Source organism: Amycolatopsis sp. NPDC104587, assembly GCF_055583645.1.
This window is the reverse complement of sequence record NZ_JBVJNO010000016.1, coordinates 23,013-37,518: the sequence shown is the minus strand read 5'-3', so window position 1 is coordinate 37,518 and position 14,506 is coordinate 23,013. Positions and strand designations below refer to the sequence as shown.

General features: G+C 71.1%; 15 protein-coding genes. 6 read left to right on the top strand and 9 right to left on the bottom strand.

Features of this window, described 5'->3' with window-relative positions:
* Positions 1 to 58 precede the first annotated feature (58 nt).
* From ACZ61C_RS38830 to ACZ61C_RS38820, 3 genes are all read left to right on the top strand, one after another.
* Positions 59 to 1,081: a threonine aldolase family protein gene (locus tag ACZ61C_RS38830; RefSeq protein WP_465312916.1), complete on the top strand. Its 1,023-nt coding sequence runs from the start codon at positions 59 to 61 to the stop codon at positions 1,079 to 1,081.
* A 17-nt stretch (positions 1,082 to 1,098) separates the two neighbouring features.
* On the top strand, positions 1,099 to 1,677 hold the full coding sequence (locus ACZ61C_RS38825) for an HAD family hydrolase (RefSeq protein WP_465312915.1): 579 nt from the start codon (positions 1,099 to 1,101) through the stop codon (positions 1,675 to 1,677).
* A gap of 87 nt (positions 1,678 to 1,764) precedes the next feature.
* The gene (locus tag ACZ61C_RS38820; RefSeq protein ID WP_465312914.1) at positions 1,765 to 2,580 is read left to right on the top strand and encodes an SAM-dependent methyltransferase; all 816 of its coding nucleotides are present in this window, start codon (positions 1,765 to 1,767) and stop codon (positions 2,578 to 2,580) included.
* Positions 2,581 to 2,583: 3 nt separating this feature from the next.
* Here the strand turns inward: ACZ61C_RS38820 and ACZ61C_RS38815 are convergent, their stop codons facing one another.
* The 9 genes from ACZ61C_RS38815 to purD all read right to left on the bottom strand — a co-directional run bounded on the left by ACZ61C_RS38815 (position 2,584) and on the right by purD (position 10,493).
* On the bottom strand, positions 2,584 to 2,772 hold the full coding sequence (locus ACZ61C_RS38815) for a hypothetical protein (protein ID WP_364610651.1): 189 nt from the start codon (positions 2,770 to 2,772) through the stop codon (positions 2,584 to 2,586).
* Between the two features lie 100 nt (positions 2,773 to 2,872).
* Entirely contained in the window at positions 2,873 to 4,045 is a 1,173-nt protein-coding gene (locus tag ACZ61C_RS38810; protein ID WP_465312913.1) for a pyridoxal phosphate-dependent aminotransferase, read from the bottom strand.
* A gap of 26 nt (positions 4,046 to 4,071) precedes the next feature.
* A complete protein-coding gene (locus ACZ61C_RS38805) occupies positions 4,072 to 5,193 on the bottom strand; it encodes a transglycosylase SLT domain-containing protein (RefSeq protein WP_465313123.1) in 1,122 nt (373 codons plus the stop codon).
* Between the two features lie 55 nt (positions 5,194 to 5,248).
* On the bottom strand, positions 5,249 to 5,566 hold the full coding sequence (locus tag ACZ61C_RS38800; RefSeq protein WP_465313122.1) for a hypothetical protein: 318 nt from the start codon (positions 5,564 to 5,566) through the stop codon (positions 5,249 to 5,251).
* A gap of 198 nt (positions 5,567 to 5,764) precedes the next feature.
* The gene (locus ACZ61C_RS38795; RefSeq protein ID WP_465312912.1) at positions 5,765 to 6,523 is read right to left on the bottom strand and encodes an ESX secretion-associated protein EspG; all 759 of its coding nucleotides are present in this window, start codon (positions 6,521 to 6,523) and stop codon (positions 5,765 to 5,767) included.
* A gap of 2 nt (positions 6,524 to 6,525) precedes the next feature.
* Entirely contained in the window at positions 6,526 to 8,121 is a 1,596-nt protein-coding gene (locus tag ACZ61C_RS38790; protein ID WP_465312911.1) for a hypothetical protein, read from the bottom strand.
* Positions 8,122 to 8,130: 9 nt separating this feature from the next.
* Complete coding sequence (locus ACZ61C_RS38785; protein ID WP_465313121.1) at positions 8,131 to 8,700, bottom strand: DUF3558 domain-containing protein; 570 nt, start codon at positions 8,698 to 8,700, stop codon at positions 8,131 to 8,133.
* Between the two features lie 25 nt (positions 8,701 to 8,725).
* The gene (locus tag ACZ61C_RS38780; RefSeq protein ID WP_465312910.1) at positions 8,726 to 9,106 is read right to left on the bottom strand and encodes a hypothetical protein; all 381 of its coding nucleotides are present in this window, start codon (positions 9,104 to 9,106) and stop codon (positions 8,726 to 8,728) included.
* A 112-nt stretch (positions 9,107 to 9,218) separates the two neighbouring features.
* The gene (gene purD, locus ACZ61C_RS38775; protein WP_465312909.1) at positions 9,219 to 10,493 is read right to left on the bottom strand and encodes a phosphoribosylamine--glycine ligase; all 1,275 of its coding nucleotides are present in this window, start codon (positions 10,491 to 10,493) and stop codon (positions 9,219 to 9,221) included.
* A 169-nt stretch (positions 10,494 to 10,662) separates the two neighbouring features.
* Here purD and ACZ61C_RS38770 point away from each other — a divergent pair, with 169 nt between their 5' ends.
* The 3 genes from ACZ61C_RS38770 (at position 10,663) to ACZ61C_RS38760 (ending at position 14,385) form a co-directional block, all read left to right on the top strand.
* On the top strand, positions 10,663 to 11,811 hold the full coding sequence (locus ACZ61C_RS38770; protein ID WP_465312908.1) for a glycerophosphodiester phosphodiesterase: 1,149 nt from the start codon (positions 10,663 to 10,665) through the stop codon (positions 11,809 to 11,811).
* 40 nt (positions 11,812 to 11,851) lie between these two features.
* On the top strand, positions 11,852 to 12,775 hold the full coding sequence (locus ACZ61C_RS38765; protein ID WP_465312907.1) for a serine hydrolase domain-containing protein: 924 nt from the start codon (positions 11,852 to 11,854) through the stop codon (positions 12,773 to 12,775).
* Positions 12,776 to 12,846: 71 nt separating this feature from the next.
* Complete coding sequence (locus ACZ61C_RS38760; RefSeq protein ID WP_465312906.1) at positions 12,847 to 14,385, top strand: amino acid permease; 1,539 nt, start codon at positions 12,847 to 12,849, stop codon at positions 14,383 to 14,385.
* Positions 14,386 to 14,506: the final 121 nt, after the last annotated feature.

Here is a 14,506-nt window from a genome sequence, read left to right as displayed (position 1 = left end):
GGTTCGACCACTCAAGGGCTCATTGATCCCCGCGAGGTGGGTGTGATGTGATCACTCCGTGACCTTCACGCTGCCGCCGCTGGACTTCCGATCCGACACCGTCACCCGTCCGGATGACACGATGCGCGCGGCGATGGCGTCCGCGGAGGTCGGGGACAACGTCCTCGAGCGCGACCCGACGGTCCAGGCGCTGGAGGAGCGGGCCGCGGACGTGCTGGGCATGCCGGCGGCGCTGTGGGTGCCGAGCGGCACGATGGCGAACCTCGTCGCGCTGAGCCTGCACCTGCAGCGCGGCGACCGGTTCCTCGCGACGCGCGGCGCGCACGTGCTGTCCAACGAGCTGGGCTCGGCGGCCTGGCTGGCCGGCGGGATGCCGGACCCGCTGGAGCACGACGGGGGCCCGGGCCGCCCCTCGCCGGACGCCCTCGCAGCCGCGATCGGACAACCCGGGCCATACTTCACTTTACGGACATCGCTGTTGTGCCTGGAGAACACGCACAACGCGGCCGGCGGCGCGGTGACGCCGCCCGACGAGCACGCCCAGCTGCTGTCCGTCGCCAAGGAAGCCGGTCTGGCCGTGCACCTCGACGGCGCCCGGCTCTGGCAGGCCGCGGTCGCGCTGGAGGTGCCGCCCGCCGCGTTGACCGTCGGTGTCGACAGCGTGTCGGCCTGCTTCAGCAAGGGCCTCGGCGCGCCGGTCGGCTCGGTCGTCGCGGGGAGCAAGACCTTCGTCGAGCGCGCCCGCCGGATGCGGCAGATGCTCGGCGGCGGTGTCCGGCAGGGCGGGGTCCTGGCCGCGGCCTGCCTGGTCGCGCTGGACCGGATTCCCGACCTCGCGGAGTCCCACGAGAACGCCCGGCGGCTCGCCGAGGGCCTGCGTGAGCACGGCTGGCCGGTCAACACCCCCGACACGAACATCGTGCTCGCCGAGGTGCCCGACATCCCGACCGCGCTGGCCTGGCTCGACTCGCTGGGCGTCCGGGCCGTGCCGATGGCGGGCCGGGTCCGGTTCGTCACCCACCGCGACCTGAGCGCGGCCGACATCGAAGAAGCCTTGCGCCGGATCAAGACCGGCGCCTGAAACGACCTGGGGGCACCGTGAACTGGATCGTGTTCGACTACGGCGACGTGCTGAGCAAGCCGAGCACGGCTCGCCCGGACCTGGCCGCCCGGCTGGGCGCGCCGCTGCCGGAGTTCGAGAAGGCCTATTGGGACCACCGGCTCGCTTACGACGCCGGCAGCACGCCGCTGGAGTACTGGCAAACGGTCGGCGACGCACTGGGCGTGCCGGTCGACGAGACGCTGTCGGCCGAGCTGACCCGCGTCGACGTCGACGGCTGGGGCCACCTGGAACCGTCTTCGGAGGCGCTGCTCGAAGCGCTCTCGGAAGCGGGCGCGGCACTGGCGCTGCTCTCCAACGCGCCTTCGGTGTTCGGCGAATGGGCCCGCGCCCAGGAGTGGGTCCGGCACTTCCGCGTGACGCTGTTCTCCGGCGACGTCCGGTGCGTGAAACCGGACGCGAAGATCTTCCGGCTGCTGCTCGACGAGCTCGGCGCCGAGCCCGCCGACTGCCTGTTCTTCGACGACCGGCAGTCCAATGTGGACGGCGCACGCGCCGTCGGGCTCAAGGCGCAGCTGTGGAACGGCGCCGAAGCGGCGCAGGCCTGGCTGGGCTGAGCTCACCCGCACCGCACGTCCGCCTACCCGCCGTGATCCCGGTTGGCCTAGGCTGACCCGGACCCGACTTCCGCGACAGGTGGCCCCATGGCGACGAGCGAACGACCGTCGGCCCGCGTCGACTTCGACCGGCCGAGCATCGCCCGTGTCCACGACGCGCTCATGGGCGGGCAGGACAACTACGAGGTCGACCGCGCGGTGCTGCGGCAGATCCTGGAGGTCGCGCCGGAGGCGCCGGCCATGGCGCAGGAAGTGCGGCAGTGGCTCGTGCGCGCCGTCCGGTACCTGACCGAGCGGCTCGGCGTCGACCAGTTCCTCGACCTCGGCTCCGGCTTCCCGACGGTGGAGAACACCCACCAGGTGGCGCAGAAGTACAACCCGGAGGCGCACGTCGTTTACGTCGACAACGACCCGGTGGTGCAGGCGCACAGCCGGGCCGTGCTGGTCGACAACGACTTCACCCACATCGTGGGCAACGACCTGCTGCGCCCGGCCGAGACGCTGGCCGACGTGAAGCGGCACCTCGACTTCAGCCGGCCGGTCGGGCTCGTGCTGTGCGCGATCGTCCACCACATCACGGACCTCCAGCAGGCGCAGCAGGTGGTCAAGTCCTACGTCGGCGCGATGGCGCCGGGTTCGTACCTGGTCCTGTTGCACCAGCACAACCCCGGCGACGGCTCCAAAGCGGCCGGCGTCGCGGCGTCCCTGCAGGAGCGGTTCAGCGGCACCGGGCTCGACACGCTCTACCGCACGCGCGCCGAGATCGCGTCGTTCTTCGACGGCCTCGAACTGCTGGAGCCCGGGTTGACCGCGCCGCACCTGTGGTGGCCGGACGGGCCGCGCCTGACACCGCTGACGCCGGTCAACTGGACGTCGCTGTGCGGCGTGGCGCGGGTCCCGTGAGACTCAGTAGCGGTTGATGCGCCGGGGGTCCTTCTTGCCGCTGATCGCGCGGTAGCCGGCGGCGCCGAGGAACGCGATGCCGCCGATGATGGCGATCCACAGGACGGCCTTGAACACGAAGCCGATCACGGCGCCCAGCACCATGAACGCCACCCAGGCGACGATCAGGCCGCCGACGATCTTCCAGAACATGGCTTCCTCCGATTGCTCCCGTGGCCCCTCGGCCCGATGCCTCCACTGTGGCACCTCGGCCGGGGAAACTCCCCTCGTCCGGCCAACGTTCGGGGTTAAATCAGGGTTCCCCCTGGCGGAGCCACCCCCCGAGCCGGCGGACGCCTTCGTCGATGTCCTCGGCGCTGCCCGCGAAGGAGAACCGGACGAACTTGCCGCCGTCGACCGGGTCGAAGTCGACGCCGGGGGTGATGGCGAGCCCGGTGTCGGCGAGCAGCCGCTGGCACCAGCTGAGGCTGTCGTCGGTGTACGCGCTGACGTCGGCGTACGCGTAGAAGGCGCCGTCGGCGGGGGCGAGCTTGTCGAGGCCGATGCGCTTGAGACCGGCGAAGAGCCGGTCGCGGTTGGCGCGGTAGTGCTCGACGTGTGCGTCGGCCTCCGCGTACGCCTCCGGGGTGAAGGCGGCGAGCGCGGCGTACTGCGACACCGCGGGCGGGCAGATGGTGAAGTTGCCGGTCAGGACGTCGACTGCCCGGTGGAGGCGCTGCGGCACGAGCATCCAGCCGAGCCGCCAGCCGGTCATCGCGAAGTACTTCGAGAAGCTGCCCAGCACCATTGGCTCGCGGCCGTACTGCCACGCGCAGTCGAGCTCGGCGCCGTAGGAGATGCCGTGGTAGATCTCGTCGCTGATCAGCTGGACGCCGTGCGACGCGCACCAGCCGGTGATGGCGGCGAGCTCCCCGGGCGGCAGCACGGTGCCGGTGGGGTTGCTCGGGCTGGCGACGATCAGGCCGTCGATCGGGCCGAGCTCGTCGAGCAGGGCGACGGTGGGCTGGAAGTTCGTCTCGGCGCCGGTGGCGAACTCGACGACCTCGCAGCCCAGCACGGACAGCAGGTTGCGGTAGGCGGGGTAGCCGGGCCGGGCCATCGCGACCTTCGCGCCGGGGTCGAAGGCGCTGAGGAAGGCGAGCAGGAACCCGCCGGAGGACCCGGTGGTCAGCACGACGTCCTGCGCGCTGACGTCGAGCCCGTACTTCCGCCGGTAGTGCCCGGCGACGGCCTCGCGCAGCTCGGGGATGCCGAGCTGCTCGGTGTAGCCGAGGGTGCGCTTGCCCAGCGCTTCCCGGGCCGCCTCGAGCACGGCTTCCGGCGCCGGCGCGGACGGCTGCCCGGCGGCGAGCGACACCAGATCGCCGTGACTGCGCTGCCGCGCGCCCGCCGCGGAAAGGACGTCCATGACGTGGAACGGCGGCACACCGGCCCGCAGCGCGGGACCCGCCTCGAGGTCGGCCATGCGGCCAGGCTAGTGGGCCACGGGAGTCAGTACCCCTGGTAGGCGCCGCCGTGGGCCATGGCCTTGATGCCGGGCACGTTGCCAAGGCCGCCGTAGCGGTCGTAGGAGTACCGGACACCCGCGATGATGTTGTCGACCGGGTTGTAGATGTTGTCGTGGCCGGGCAGCTTGTGCGCGTTGAACGTCGAGTCGATGCACTGCATGAGCCCCTTGGACGGGTGCCCCGCGGCCGCGTTCGAATCCCAGTTGTTGATGGCGTTGGGATTCCCGCCCGACTCGTGCTGGATGATCGCCCAGATGTTCGGGATGTCGGCGTCGGTCACGGGCACGCCGGCGGCCTGGAGCGCCTTGATGGCCTCCTGGATCCACTGCTGGACGTTCCCCGGCGGCGGCGACGACGGGGGGCCGCCGCTGGGGCCGAGGCCACCGCCTCCGCCACCACCACCGCCGCCTCCGCCGCCACCGCCGCCGTGGTGGGAGGAGCCGTTGCTGTGGATGCCGCCGGTGCTCTGCGGGACCGTGCCTTCGTTGTTGGGCAGCGGGACCTTCGAATAGCCGCCCTCGATCTGGGTCTTCATGAGCGCCTGGGACTTCTGGACCAGGTCGTCGGCGCTCCTGAGCAGGGGATCGATCTTGCCGGCCGCGGTGGTCGAGTCGCTCTGGTTCGCTTTGTTGGCGTTGTCGACGATTTCCTTCGACGACGGGCTCGGCGCGGGTTTGTGTTCGTCCCGGGCGTGTTCCGCCTCGGCGTTCATCGCGGCCTGGGCCTTGGGGGTTTCCGTGTTGATGCGGTTCTGGATCGCCGTTTTCGCGGTTTCGTAGGCGTCGTTGACCTTGCCCTTGATGTCGCTCAACTGCGACGAGAGCGAACTGAGGTCGTTGCCGACGTCGGTCAGGTGCGTCTGCACCTTGTCGCCCGCGGTGGTGATCTGCTTGACGTAGCCGACGAACGCGTCCGCGGCCGGGCCCTTCCAGACGCCGGCGGACAGCGAGTCCGTGGCCGACTTCAGTGCCGCGCTGTGGTCGCCGGCCTGGGTGGCGGCCGTCTTGAACTGCTGCGCCGCCTTCTCGATCGACTCCGGCTTGATGCCGTCGACCTGCTTCTTCTTGGCCTCGACGGCCGGCCAGTCCGGCGGAAAGTCGATCAGCCCAGCCACGATGCCGCCCCCTTGTCCTTCCGGCCCGCGGGGGCCGTCCGTGCGCTCACTGGTTCCCGTGCTCGTGCAGCTTGAGGTCGCTCGCCCCGACCTGGTCGGTTTCGGTGATCAACCCGGCGGCCTTCCGCAGGATGAACCCGGTCGCCTCCATCAGTTTCCCGGCCGCGTCGAACTCGGAATGCACCCCTTGCTTGAACTCGCCGACCGCGCCGTGCACGTCCTGCGAGCCCCCCATCGTGCCGAAGGGGCTTTCCTTCTCGTCGTCGACTCCGGTCAGGTGCTTCTTGGACTTCTCGAACTCGTCCTTCAGCTTCTCCACCTGGCCGGCCGCGATGGCCATCGAGTCGGCGTCGTAGACAGGCACGGTCGTCATCCCCTTCGCAAACTTGCATCCGCCCGATCAGACGTCGTCATGACCGGAACGGTTCCCGCGCTCACTTTATGACTTCCCCGCGCTCGCGCGTGCGGATCTCCGTCAACTTCCACCCCAGCGGGCGCCGGACACGGACGAACCACACCATGTCGGGCGATACCACCTGGTCGCGGCGCTCGGTGAAGTAGCTCAGGCCTCCGCCATCAGTTCGCGGATCCGGGTCGCCAGCAGGGTGTTGTCCGCCGGGGTGACGGTGGCCCACTCGCGGCCGTCGCGGTCGGTCTCCACCTGGAACAGGTAGCGGCCCGCGTCCGTGTCGAAGAACGCCACCACCCGGTTGGCCCGGTGGGCCATGCCGTCGCGGCCCGTGCGCTCCGCGCCGAACTGGCCGCGGGCCTCCTGGCCCAGCAGCATTCCCGACAGCTCCTGGGCCTGGAACAGCACCACGCCACGGTCTTCCAGCGCCGTCACCATCGCCTTCGGGTCACCCTTCGCCGCCGCGTCCGCCGCACGGAGGACGTCGTACGGGATGCTGACCGTCTGGCCGATGCCCGGGGTCAGATCGCCGGCGACCGAGACCGCCGCCTCCGGGAGGCCGTCTTCGGTGGCCGGGATCAGCCAGACCTCGCTGTTGTCGACCACCGCCAGCACCGCCTGGCTGCGGACGCTCACCGCGCGGCCGCGGATCTCGCGCTCCGCCCACACCCAGACGTCGACCGCGGACTGGGGACGAGCCAGCAGGTGCAGCATGTCGGCCACCTCGCCGGACACCCGGCCGTTGCGGGCCAGGCGCCGCTCGGTCAGCGACGCCCAGGCCGCCTCGACCACCTCACGGCGTTCCGTGCGGGTGGTTCCCGCACTCGGCACGTCCAGCGCGACGTGCCGGCGCGGTAGTTCGAACGACTCCCAGAGCACGTCGAACTCGGACGCGGACAGGACCAGCGACACCGTCAGCGCACATCCTCGCTGTGGTCACCGAGCACGTCGGGCGAAACCATCCGCTGGTCGGCGAACAGGTCCTGGTCGTCGACGCCGAAGCGGCGGACGTGCTCGGCGTCGTCCTCCTGCGGCGCGGCCTCCGAGAGGAACTTCGTCGCGCCGCGCTCCTGCTTCGGGCTGATCTGCTCCGACTTCCGCAGCGCCGCGGCCTCCTCCTCGGGGAGCTCACCGACCGGCAACGGCCGCACCGGGCCCTTGGCCTGGCCGCGTTCGCGCCGCTGGCGGTCCTTGTCGCCGCTCAGCGCGCCGCCGGCCGCGCCCGCGCCGACCGCCGCCGCGCCCGCGCCGATCTCACCCGGGGTCGCGCCGGGCTTCGGCACAAAACCGCGTTCGGCCGTGAACTGACCGGGCGGCAGCGGGGGTTGCTGGAACGCGCCGACCGTGCGGCCCTTGGCCAGCAGCCCGTCCGCACTGCGGTCGGCGCCGCCGAGAGAGCCGCCGATGCCGGTCGAGCCGCCACCGGACGCGCCCCCGCCGCCGAGCGACTTGATCGGGGCCGTCGCCGGCGCCGAGCCGGGCGGCAGCGCGCCGGGCGCACCCGGCGGGACGAACGGGTCGCCGCCGCCCCCGCCACCCTGGCCGGGGGTGAAGCGGCCGCCGCCCGAGGGGTCGCCGGACGAGCCGCGGCCCGGGGCATTGACCCAGCCGGGGCCGGGCGTGGACGTGGTCGGCGGCCGCACGCCCGACGGCGTGGTGGTCGAGCCCGACGGCGTCATGTGCTGGGCGGCCGGGGCGGTCACCGAGCCGGTCTGGCGGGGCGGCTGCGCGACCGGGCGGGCCGGCTGCTGCGCCGCGACGCCGTAGACCGGGGTCGGCGGGTCGGCGTGGACCTGGTGCGACACCGGCTGCACCACGGGCGGCTCGACGCGCACCGACCGCACCTTGTCCGAAGCCGGCTTCACCTCGCCGTCCGGCGTCACCCCGACCGACGCGGCGGCGACGTCGAGCACTCCCGGCGTCACGCCCGGAGCGGCCAGCTTCAGCGACTCGGGGTCCGACAGCGACTGCGTCGAAAGCAGGTTGGCGCCACTGTCCTGCGCGTACTCGTTCAGGGCCTGCGTGGCCTGCGCCTTGGCGTTGTTCGCCGCTTCGACCTGCCGCGCGTGGTCGGTCTCGAAGCCGATCAGGCTCAGCAGCAGGCCGTCGGTCAGCGTGTAGCCGCCCGCGCCCTTCCGGACCGTTTCGGCGTCCGGGAGCTTGTACTTGGTGCGGTTGAACGACTCACCCTGTTCGAAGACCATCTCCGCGGCGTGCGCGACCTTCGTCGTCGCGTCCTGGGAGAACCCGGCCTGCTCGGTGAGCACCTGGCTCGCCGCGCCGCCGGCCTGGCTCTGCCACTCGACACCCAGCTTGAGCAGCTGCGCGCGCAGCGTCTGGTCGGTGTGGGCGAGCGCGGTCGCGACGGCCTTCAGCGCGTCGACGGCGGTCCCGATGCTGCCGGTGCCGTCGCCGTTGACCATCCGCGTGATCTGGTCGGCGATCGCGGTGTTGGTCCAGCCGTCGAAGCGGTGGTTCTGGATCCCGGCCGCGAGCTCGGAGAATTCCACGCGCCCTCCCTAGTTGCGTGCTTTCAAGGACTGCAGCGCCACGTCGGCGGCGTGCGCCGACATGTCGCACAGCTGCGGCTGCGTGAGCTTGCCGCGGGTGATGGCGAACGTCTGGACGGCCAGGGTCTGGCCGCGGGCGACACCGACGAGCGTCTCGCAGTCGGCGGGGTCGCCGGCCGCGCGGTAGTTCGTCAGCGCCGGGTACCCGCCGATGGTCTTCGGCACGGTGGTCATGCTGTTCTTCTTGCGGGACCCGGTGATCCACTCGCCGAGGTCCGCCGACACCGCCCGCACGTGGTAGGAGTGCACCGGCTCGGCGCCGTCAGCGTCGAAGACGCACGTCGGACCGTCGATCGCGGCTGTGACACTTCGAGGCGCGCTGGTGATCTTCATCGAATCGAGCTCGACCTGCGGGAACACCTCGCACAGGTTGACCCCCTGCAGGGTCAGGTCGGCCGGGCGCTGGGGCAGCTGGGCGGCCTTCGCACTCTGGGACGCCGCTGTCGCGGCCGTCTCGACCGGGTAAGGCGTGCCGTCGGCGCCCGCCGAGCAGCCGGCGAGCGCCGCCGTCGCGAGCACGCCCCCGGTGATCCCCAGCGTCCGGTTACGCACCGTGCTTGCCGCGGTCACCGAACACCGCCGCCTTCTCCTCGTCGCTGACCTGGTAGTCCTTGGCGGCGTCACGCAGCTGCGAGACGAGCTGCTTGAGGCCCGCGACGTACTGGCGGACCTGCCCGGCGTAGGAGCGGTCGCCGTCGGCGATCAGGGAGTTCCAGGCCTCGATCGACTGGGTGCTGACCACGTCGGCCGACGGCGCGTCGATCCGCAGCTCGCCGAGCCGGGTCAGCAGCTGGTCTTCGAGGGCGTTGGTCTGCTCTTCGACGATCCGGGCGACGTCCAGGAGCTTGTCCGGGTGGACCAGGACGTCCGCGGCCGCCGGCGCCACCGGGACGGCCGAGGTGAGGTCGTACGAGGGTCCTGACATGCGCTCCCCTGACGTCATACGGACAGTGACCGGCCGACTCCCGTCGAGGCTACCAACCCGGGTGTGACAGCAGGCTGAGATTGGACGAACTTCGTCCCCCGCCGGTTCCCGGTCAGGCGCGCTGTTTCGCCGCCGAGACGCCGACCTCGCCGTTCGCCGCCTTCAGCGCGATGTCCGTGCGGTGGTGCGAGCCCGCGAGGTGCACCTTTTCCACGGTTTCGTACGCGTGCCGGCGTGCCGACTTGAGCGTCTTGCCGGTGCCGACGACCGACAGCACCCGGCCACCGGAGGAGACCACGGCGCCGTCGTCACGGCGGCGCGTGCCGGCGTGCAGGACCCCTTCGAGCTCGGCCCCGGTGATGACGTCGCCGGTGCGCGGCTTGCCCGGGTACCCGTCGGCGGCGATCACGACGGTGACCGCGGCGCCGCCGGACCACTCCAGCGGCGGGTGCTCGGCGAGCTTGCCGGTGGCGGTGGCGTGCATCAGCCCGGCGATCGGCGTGCGCAGCAGCGCCAGCACGACCTGCGTCTCCGGGTCGCCGAAGCGGCAGTTGAACTCGATGACCTGCGGACCCTCGGAGGTCAGCGCGAGGCCGGCGTAGAGCAGGCCGGAGAACGACGCGTCGCGCGCGACCAGCTCGTCGGCGACCGGCTGGACGACCTTCTCGACCAGCTCGTCGACCAGGTTCTCGGGCGCCCAGGGCAGCGGCGCGTAGGCGCCCATGCCGCCGGTGTTCGGGCCCGCGTCGTCGTCGCCGACGCGCTTGAAGTCCTGCGCGGGCAGCAGCGGGACGACGGTGCGGCCGTCGACGAAGCAGAAGAGCGAGGCCTCCGGGCCGTCCAAAAAGGACTCCAGGAGGACCGGGTGGCCGCCGTCGAGCAGCATGATCGCGTGCTTGCGGGCGACGTCGTAGTCGGTCGTGACGACCACGCCCTTGCCCGCGGCGAGGCCGTCGTCCTTGACCACCCAGGTCGGGCCGAAGCGGTTGAGCGCGGCGTCGAGGCGGGCCGGGTTGTCGACCACCTCGCTGCGCGCGGTCGGCACGTCCGCCGCGGCCATGACGTCCTTCGCGAACGCCTTCGAGCCTTCGATGCGGGCCGCCGCGGCCGACGGGCCGAAGCAGGCGATGCCCGCCTTGCGGACGGCGTCGGCGACGCCGGCGACGAGCGGGACCTCGGGCCCGACCACCACCAGGTCGGCTTGCCAGCTCTTCGCGAGGGCGGTGACCGCCTCCGGGTCCGCCGCGTCGACGCCGAGCTGCTCGGCCATCGCGGCCGTCCCGGCGTTGCCGGGCGCGCAGGCCAGCGCGGTGACCGTGGGGTCGCCGGACGCCGCGAGGACGAGTGCATGCTCGCGGGCGCCGGACCCGATTACCAGTACGCGCACACCGCACAGGGTATCCGGCGGGGTTCGGCCCGGACATTTCGCCGTCCCCGGAACGGGTGTCCACGTGTCGTTTACCGGCCCGTCCGCCCAGGTTGGACCGCGCGACGCTTGCGGCATCAAGGGTGGCGCGAGTAGTCAGGGACAACCCTGTGTGAAAAGAGGTCACCAGATGAAGCGCAAACGTGTCGGTGTACTGGCACTGGCCGGGCTGGCGTTGCTGAGCGTCACCGGCGTCGCGATCGGATCGGCGAGCGCGGCCGCGGCGCCCTCCGAAAGCGGGTCCGCCGAGACGGCCGCGCACGGGCGGGGCCACGATGACCCCGTGATCATCGGACACCGCGGGGCGCCCGGCTACCGGCCGGAGCACACCCTCGCCTCGTACGAGCTCGCCTACCGGATGGGCGTGAACTGGGTCGACGTCGACCTCGTGCCGACCAAGGACGGCCAGCTCGTCGCCCGGCACGAGCCGGAGATCGGCGGCACCACCGACGTCGCGAACCACCCCGAGTTCGCGAACCGCAAGAAGACCCTGGTGATCGACGGCGTCTCGACGACCGGCTGGTTCACCCAGGACTTCACCCTCGCCGAGCTGAAGACGCTGCGCGCGGTCGAGCGGATCCCGGTCAACCGGCCGCACAACACGCTCTACAACGGCCGCTACCAGATCGCCACCTTCCAGGAGGTGCTCGACCTGACCAAGCGGCTCGGCAAGGAGCTGCACCGGACGCTCGGCACCTACCCCGAGGTCAAGCACTCGACGTTCTTCCAGTCGATCGGCAACCCGACCGAGCCGAAGCTGGTGGCGGCGCTCAAGAAGAACGGCCTCGACCGGCCGGACGCGCCGGCGATCATCCAGTCGTTCGAGGTGTCGAACCTGGTGGCGCTGCACAAGCAGGTCCGGACGCCGCTGCTGCAGCTGACGTCGGCTTCGGGCGCTCCGGCGGACTTCGTCGCGAAGGGCGACAAGCGGACGTACGCGGACCTCGTCACGCCGCAGGGCCTGCGTGAGGTCGCGAAGTACGCGAAGTACCTCGGCCCGGACAAGGCGCAGATCATCCCGCTGGACGCCGCCGGGAACCTGACCAAGCCGACCGCGATCGTCGCCGACGCGCACAAGGCCGGTCTCAAGGTGCAGCCGTACACGTTCCGGAACGAGAACCCGTTCCTGCCGGCGAACCTGCGCTCCTCGGCGGAGCCGGACGCCTACGGCAACGTGTTCGCCGAGGAGGAGGCGTTCTTCAAGGCGGGCGTCGACGGCTTCTTCGCCGACCAGGCGGACACCGCGCTGGAGTCGCTGCACGCGTTCCTGGGCCGGTAATCGCTTTGCCGTGAGGGGCACCTTCATGGACTCTTCGTCCATGAAGGTGCCCCTCACGGGTTTTTCCGGCGTCGTGCTCGTGACCCGCGGCGACGAGACCTTGGTGTCCGAGACACGCGGGTACGCGCACGTCGCGCACGGCATCGAGAACACCGTCGACACGCGCTTCGCGATCGCCAGCGGCACCAAAGGGTTCACCGCGCTGGTCGTCGTCGGGCTGGTCGCCGACGGGCGGCTGACCCTCGACACCCGCGCCCGCGAACTGCTGGGCGCCGACCTGCCGTTGATCGACGACGCCGTGACGGTCGAGCACTTGCTGACGCACACGTCCGGCATCGGCGACTACTACGACGAAGAGCTGGACCCGCCGGCGAACCCGCTGCTCGCCACGTCCGCCGACTACCTCGCCGCGCTCGCGGGGTTTCCGCAGCGGACTCCGCCCGGCGCGGAGTTCAGGTACAACAACGGCGCCTTCGCCGTCCTTGCCCTGCTCGCCGAACGGGTCGCGGGCAGACCTTTCGCCGACCTCGTGCGCGAGCGCGTCTGCGAGCCCGCCGGGATGGCCGACACGGCGTTCCTCCGGTCGGACGCGCTGCCCGGCCGGACCGCCACCGGCTACCTGGAAGACGGCCGCGCCAACGTGTTCAGCCTGCCGGTCCGGGGCTTCGGCGACGGCGGGATCTACAGCACCGCGCCGGACATCCGCAGGTTCTGGCCCGCGTTCCTCGACGGCCGGATCGTGCCCGGCGAGTGGGTGGACCGGATGCTGCGCCCGCACGCCCCGGGCTACGGGCTGGGGTTCTGGCTGCCGCGGCCGGGCGCCGTGCACCTCGACGGCGGCGACCCCGGCGTCACGTTCTGGAGCACGCACTCCGGCGGTGTCACGGCGACCCTCATCTCGAACGACCACCGCGGCGGCGGGCCGCTGCTCCGGTGGCTGGACGAGTTCTTGACGAAGGCTTGACACCCCTCGCTCACCAGGGCTAACTTCGGCGGATTCAATGGTCTGGCCGCATACCTTTCAAGAGGTGCCCGATGGATGTTTCCGACCAGCAGACCACTCCCGACCACGATGACGACTCCGCACGCTTGCACCAGCTGGGCTACGCGCAGGAGCTCAAGCGGACGATGTCGGGGTTCTCGAACTTCGCCGTCTCGTTCACCATCATCTCGATCCTGTCCGGCTGTCTGACGCTCTACGGCTTCGGCATGAAGACGGGCGGCCCGGCCGCGATGATCTGGGGCTGGCCGCTGGTCGGGATCTTCGTCATCCTGGTCGGCCTGGGCATGGCCGAGGTCTGCTCCAGCTACCCGACCGCGGGCGGCCTGTACTACTGGGCGGCGCGGCTGGCGCGGAAGAACGGCCCCGCGTGGTCGTGGTTCACCGGCTGGTTCAACCTCATCGGCCAGATCGCGGTCACCGCGGGCATCGACTTCGGCGCGGCGCTGTTCCTCAACGCGTTCCTCGACCTGCAGTGGGGCTTCACCGCGACGCCGGGGCACACGATCCTGCTGCTCGCGATCATCCTCGTGGTGCACGGCCTGCTGAACACCTTCGGCGTCCGGATCGTGGCGATCCTCAACAACGTCAGCGTGTGGTGGCACCTCATCGGCGTGCTGGTCATCGTGGGCGTCCTGATCTTCGTGCCGGCCAAGCACCAGGACGCGTCGTTCGTCTTCGGCAGTTTTGTGAACCAGACGGGCTGGGGCTCGGCGTTCTACGTCTTCGCACTGGGTCTTCTGGTGGCGCAGTACACGCTGACCGGCTACGACGCGTCGGCGCACATGACCGAGGAGACGAAGAGCGCGGCGACGGCCGGGCCGCGCGGCATCGTGATGTCGATCGTGGTCTCGCTCGTCGCGGGCTGGATCCTCCTGATCGGCCTGACCTTCGCGATCCAGGACTACGACGGCGCGGTCGGCTCCGCCACCGGCGTCCCGCCCGCGCAGATCTTCATCGACGCGACCGGCGCGGTCACCGGCAAGTTCCTCCTGCTGATCTGCATCGGCGCGCAGCTGTTCTGCGGCATGGCGTCGGTGACGGCGAACTCGCGGATGATCTACGCGTTCGCGCGGGACGGCGCGATCCCCGGGTCGAAGTTCTGGCACAAGATCAACAAGCGCACGCAGACGCCGACCAACGCCGTCTGGCTCGGCGCGGGCGGCGCGCTGATCCTGGCCCTGCCGTACCTGTGGAGCACCACGGCTTACGCGGCGGTGACGTCCATCGCGACCGTCGGCCTGTACGTCGCGTACGTGATTCCGGTGTTCCTCCGCGTCCGCCAAGGGGACAGGTTCGAGCGCGGGCCGTGGCACCTCGGCCGCTGGGGCAAGCCGGTCGGCATCATCGCCACGGCGTGGGTCGTCGTGATCTTCGTGCTGTTCATGCTCCCGCAGGTGTCGCCGGTGACGGTGGATTCGTTCAACTACACGCCGATCGCGTTCCTGGTGGTCCTCGGCGGCGCGGCCCTGTGGTGGGTGGTCTCGGCCCGGAAGTGGTTCAAGGGCCCGAAGGTCCAGGGCTCCGAAGCCGAGCTCGCGGCCGTGGAACAGGAGCTCAAGGAACTCGGCTGACGCTCGGCGCGAGTTGTCGTGGGGGGGGGGGGGGGGGGGGGGGGGGGGGCCCCCCCCCCCCCCCCCCTCGGCGGGGATGAGGGGGCTGGGGGGTTTTTTCTCCCTTTGTGGTTTTCTTCCT

Excerpts from the sequence above, each read along its gene's own strand:
- ACZ61C_RS38815 (WP_364610651.1), bottom strand. The coding sequence starts at position 2,772 with ATGTTCTGGAAGATCGTCGGCGGCCTGATCGTCGCCTGGGTGGCGTTC.
- ACZ61C_RS38760 (WP_465312906.1), top strand. The coding sequence starts at position 12,847 with ATGGATGTTTCCGACCAGCAGACCACTCCCGACCACGATGACGACTCC.
- ACZ61C_RS38780 (WP_465312910.1), bottom strand. The coding sequence starts at position 9,106 with ATGTCAGGACCCTCGTACGACCTCACCTCGGCCGTCCCGGTGGCGCCG.
- ACZ61C_RS38770 (WP_465312908.1), top strand. The coding sequence starts at position 10,663 with ATGAAGCGCAAACGTGTCGGTGTACTGGCACTGGCCGGGCTGGCGTTG.
- ACZ61C_RS38820 (WP_465312914.1), top strand. The coding sequence starts at position 1,765 with ATGGCGACGAGCGAACGACCGTCGGCCCGCGTCGACTTCGACCGGCCG.
- ACZ61C_RS38810 (WP_465312913.1), bottom strand. The coding sequence starts at position 4,045 with ATGGCCGACCTCGAGGCGGGTCCCGCGCTGCGGGCCGGTGTGCCGCCG.
- ACZ61C_RS38765 (WP_465312907.1), top strand. The coding sequence starts at position 11,852 with ATGAAGGTGCCCCTCACGGGTTTTTCCGGCGTCGTGCTCGTGACCCGC.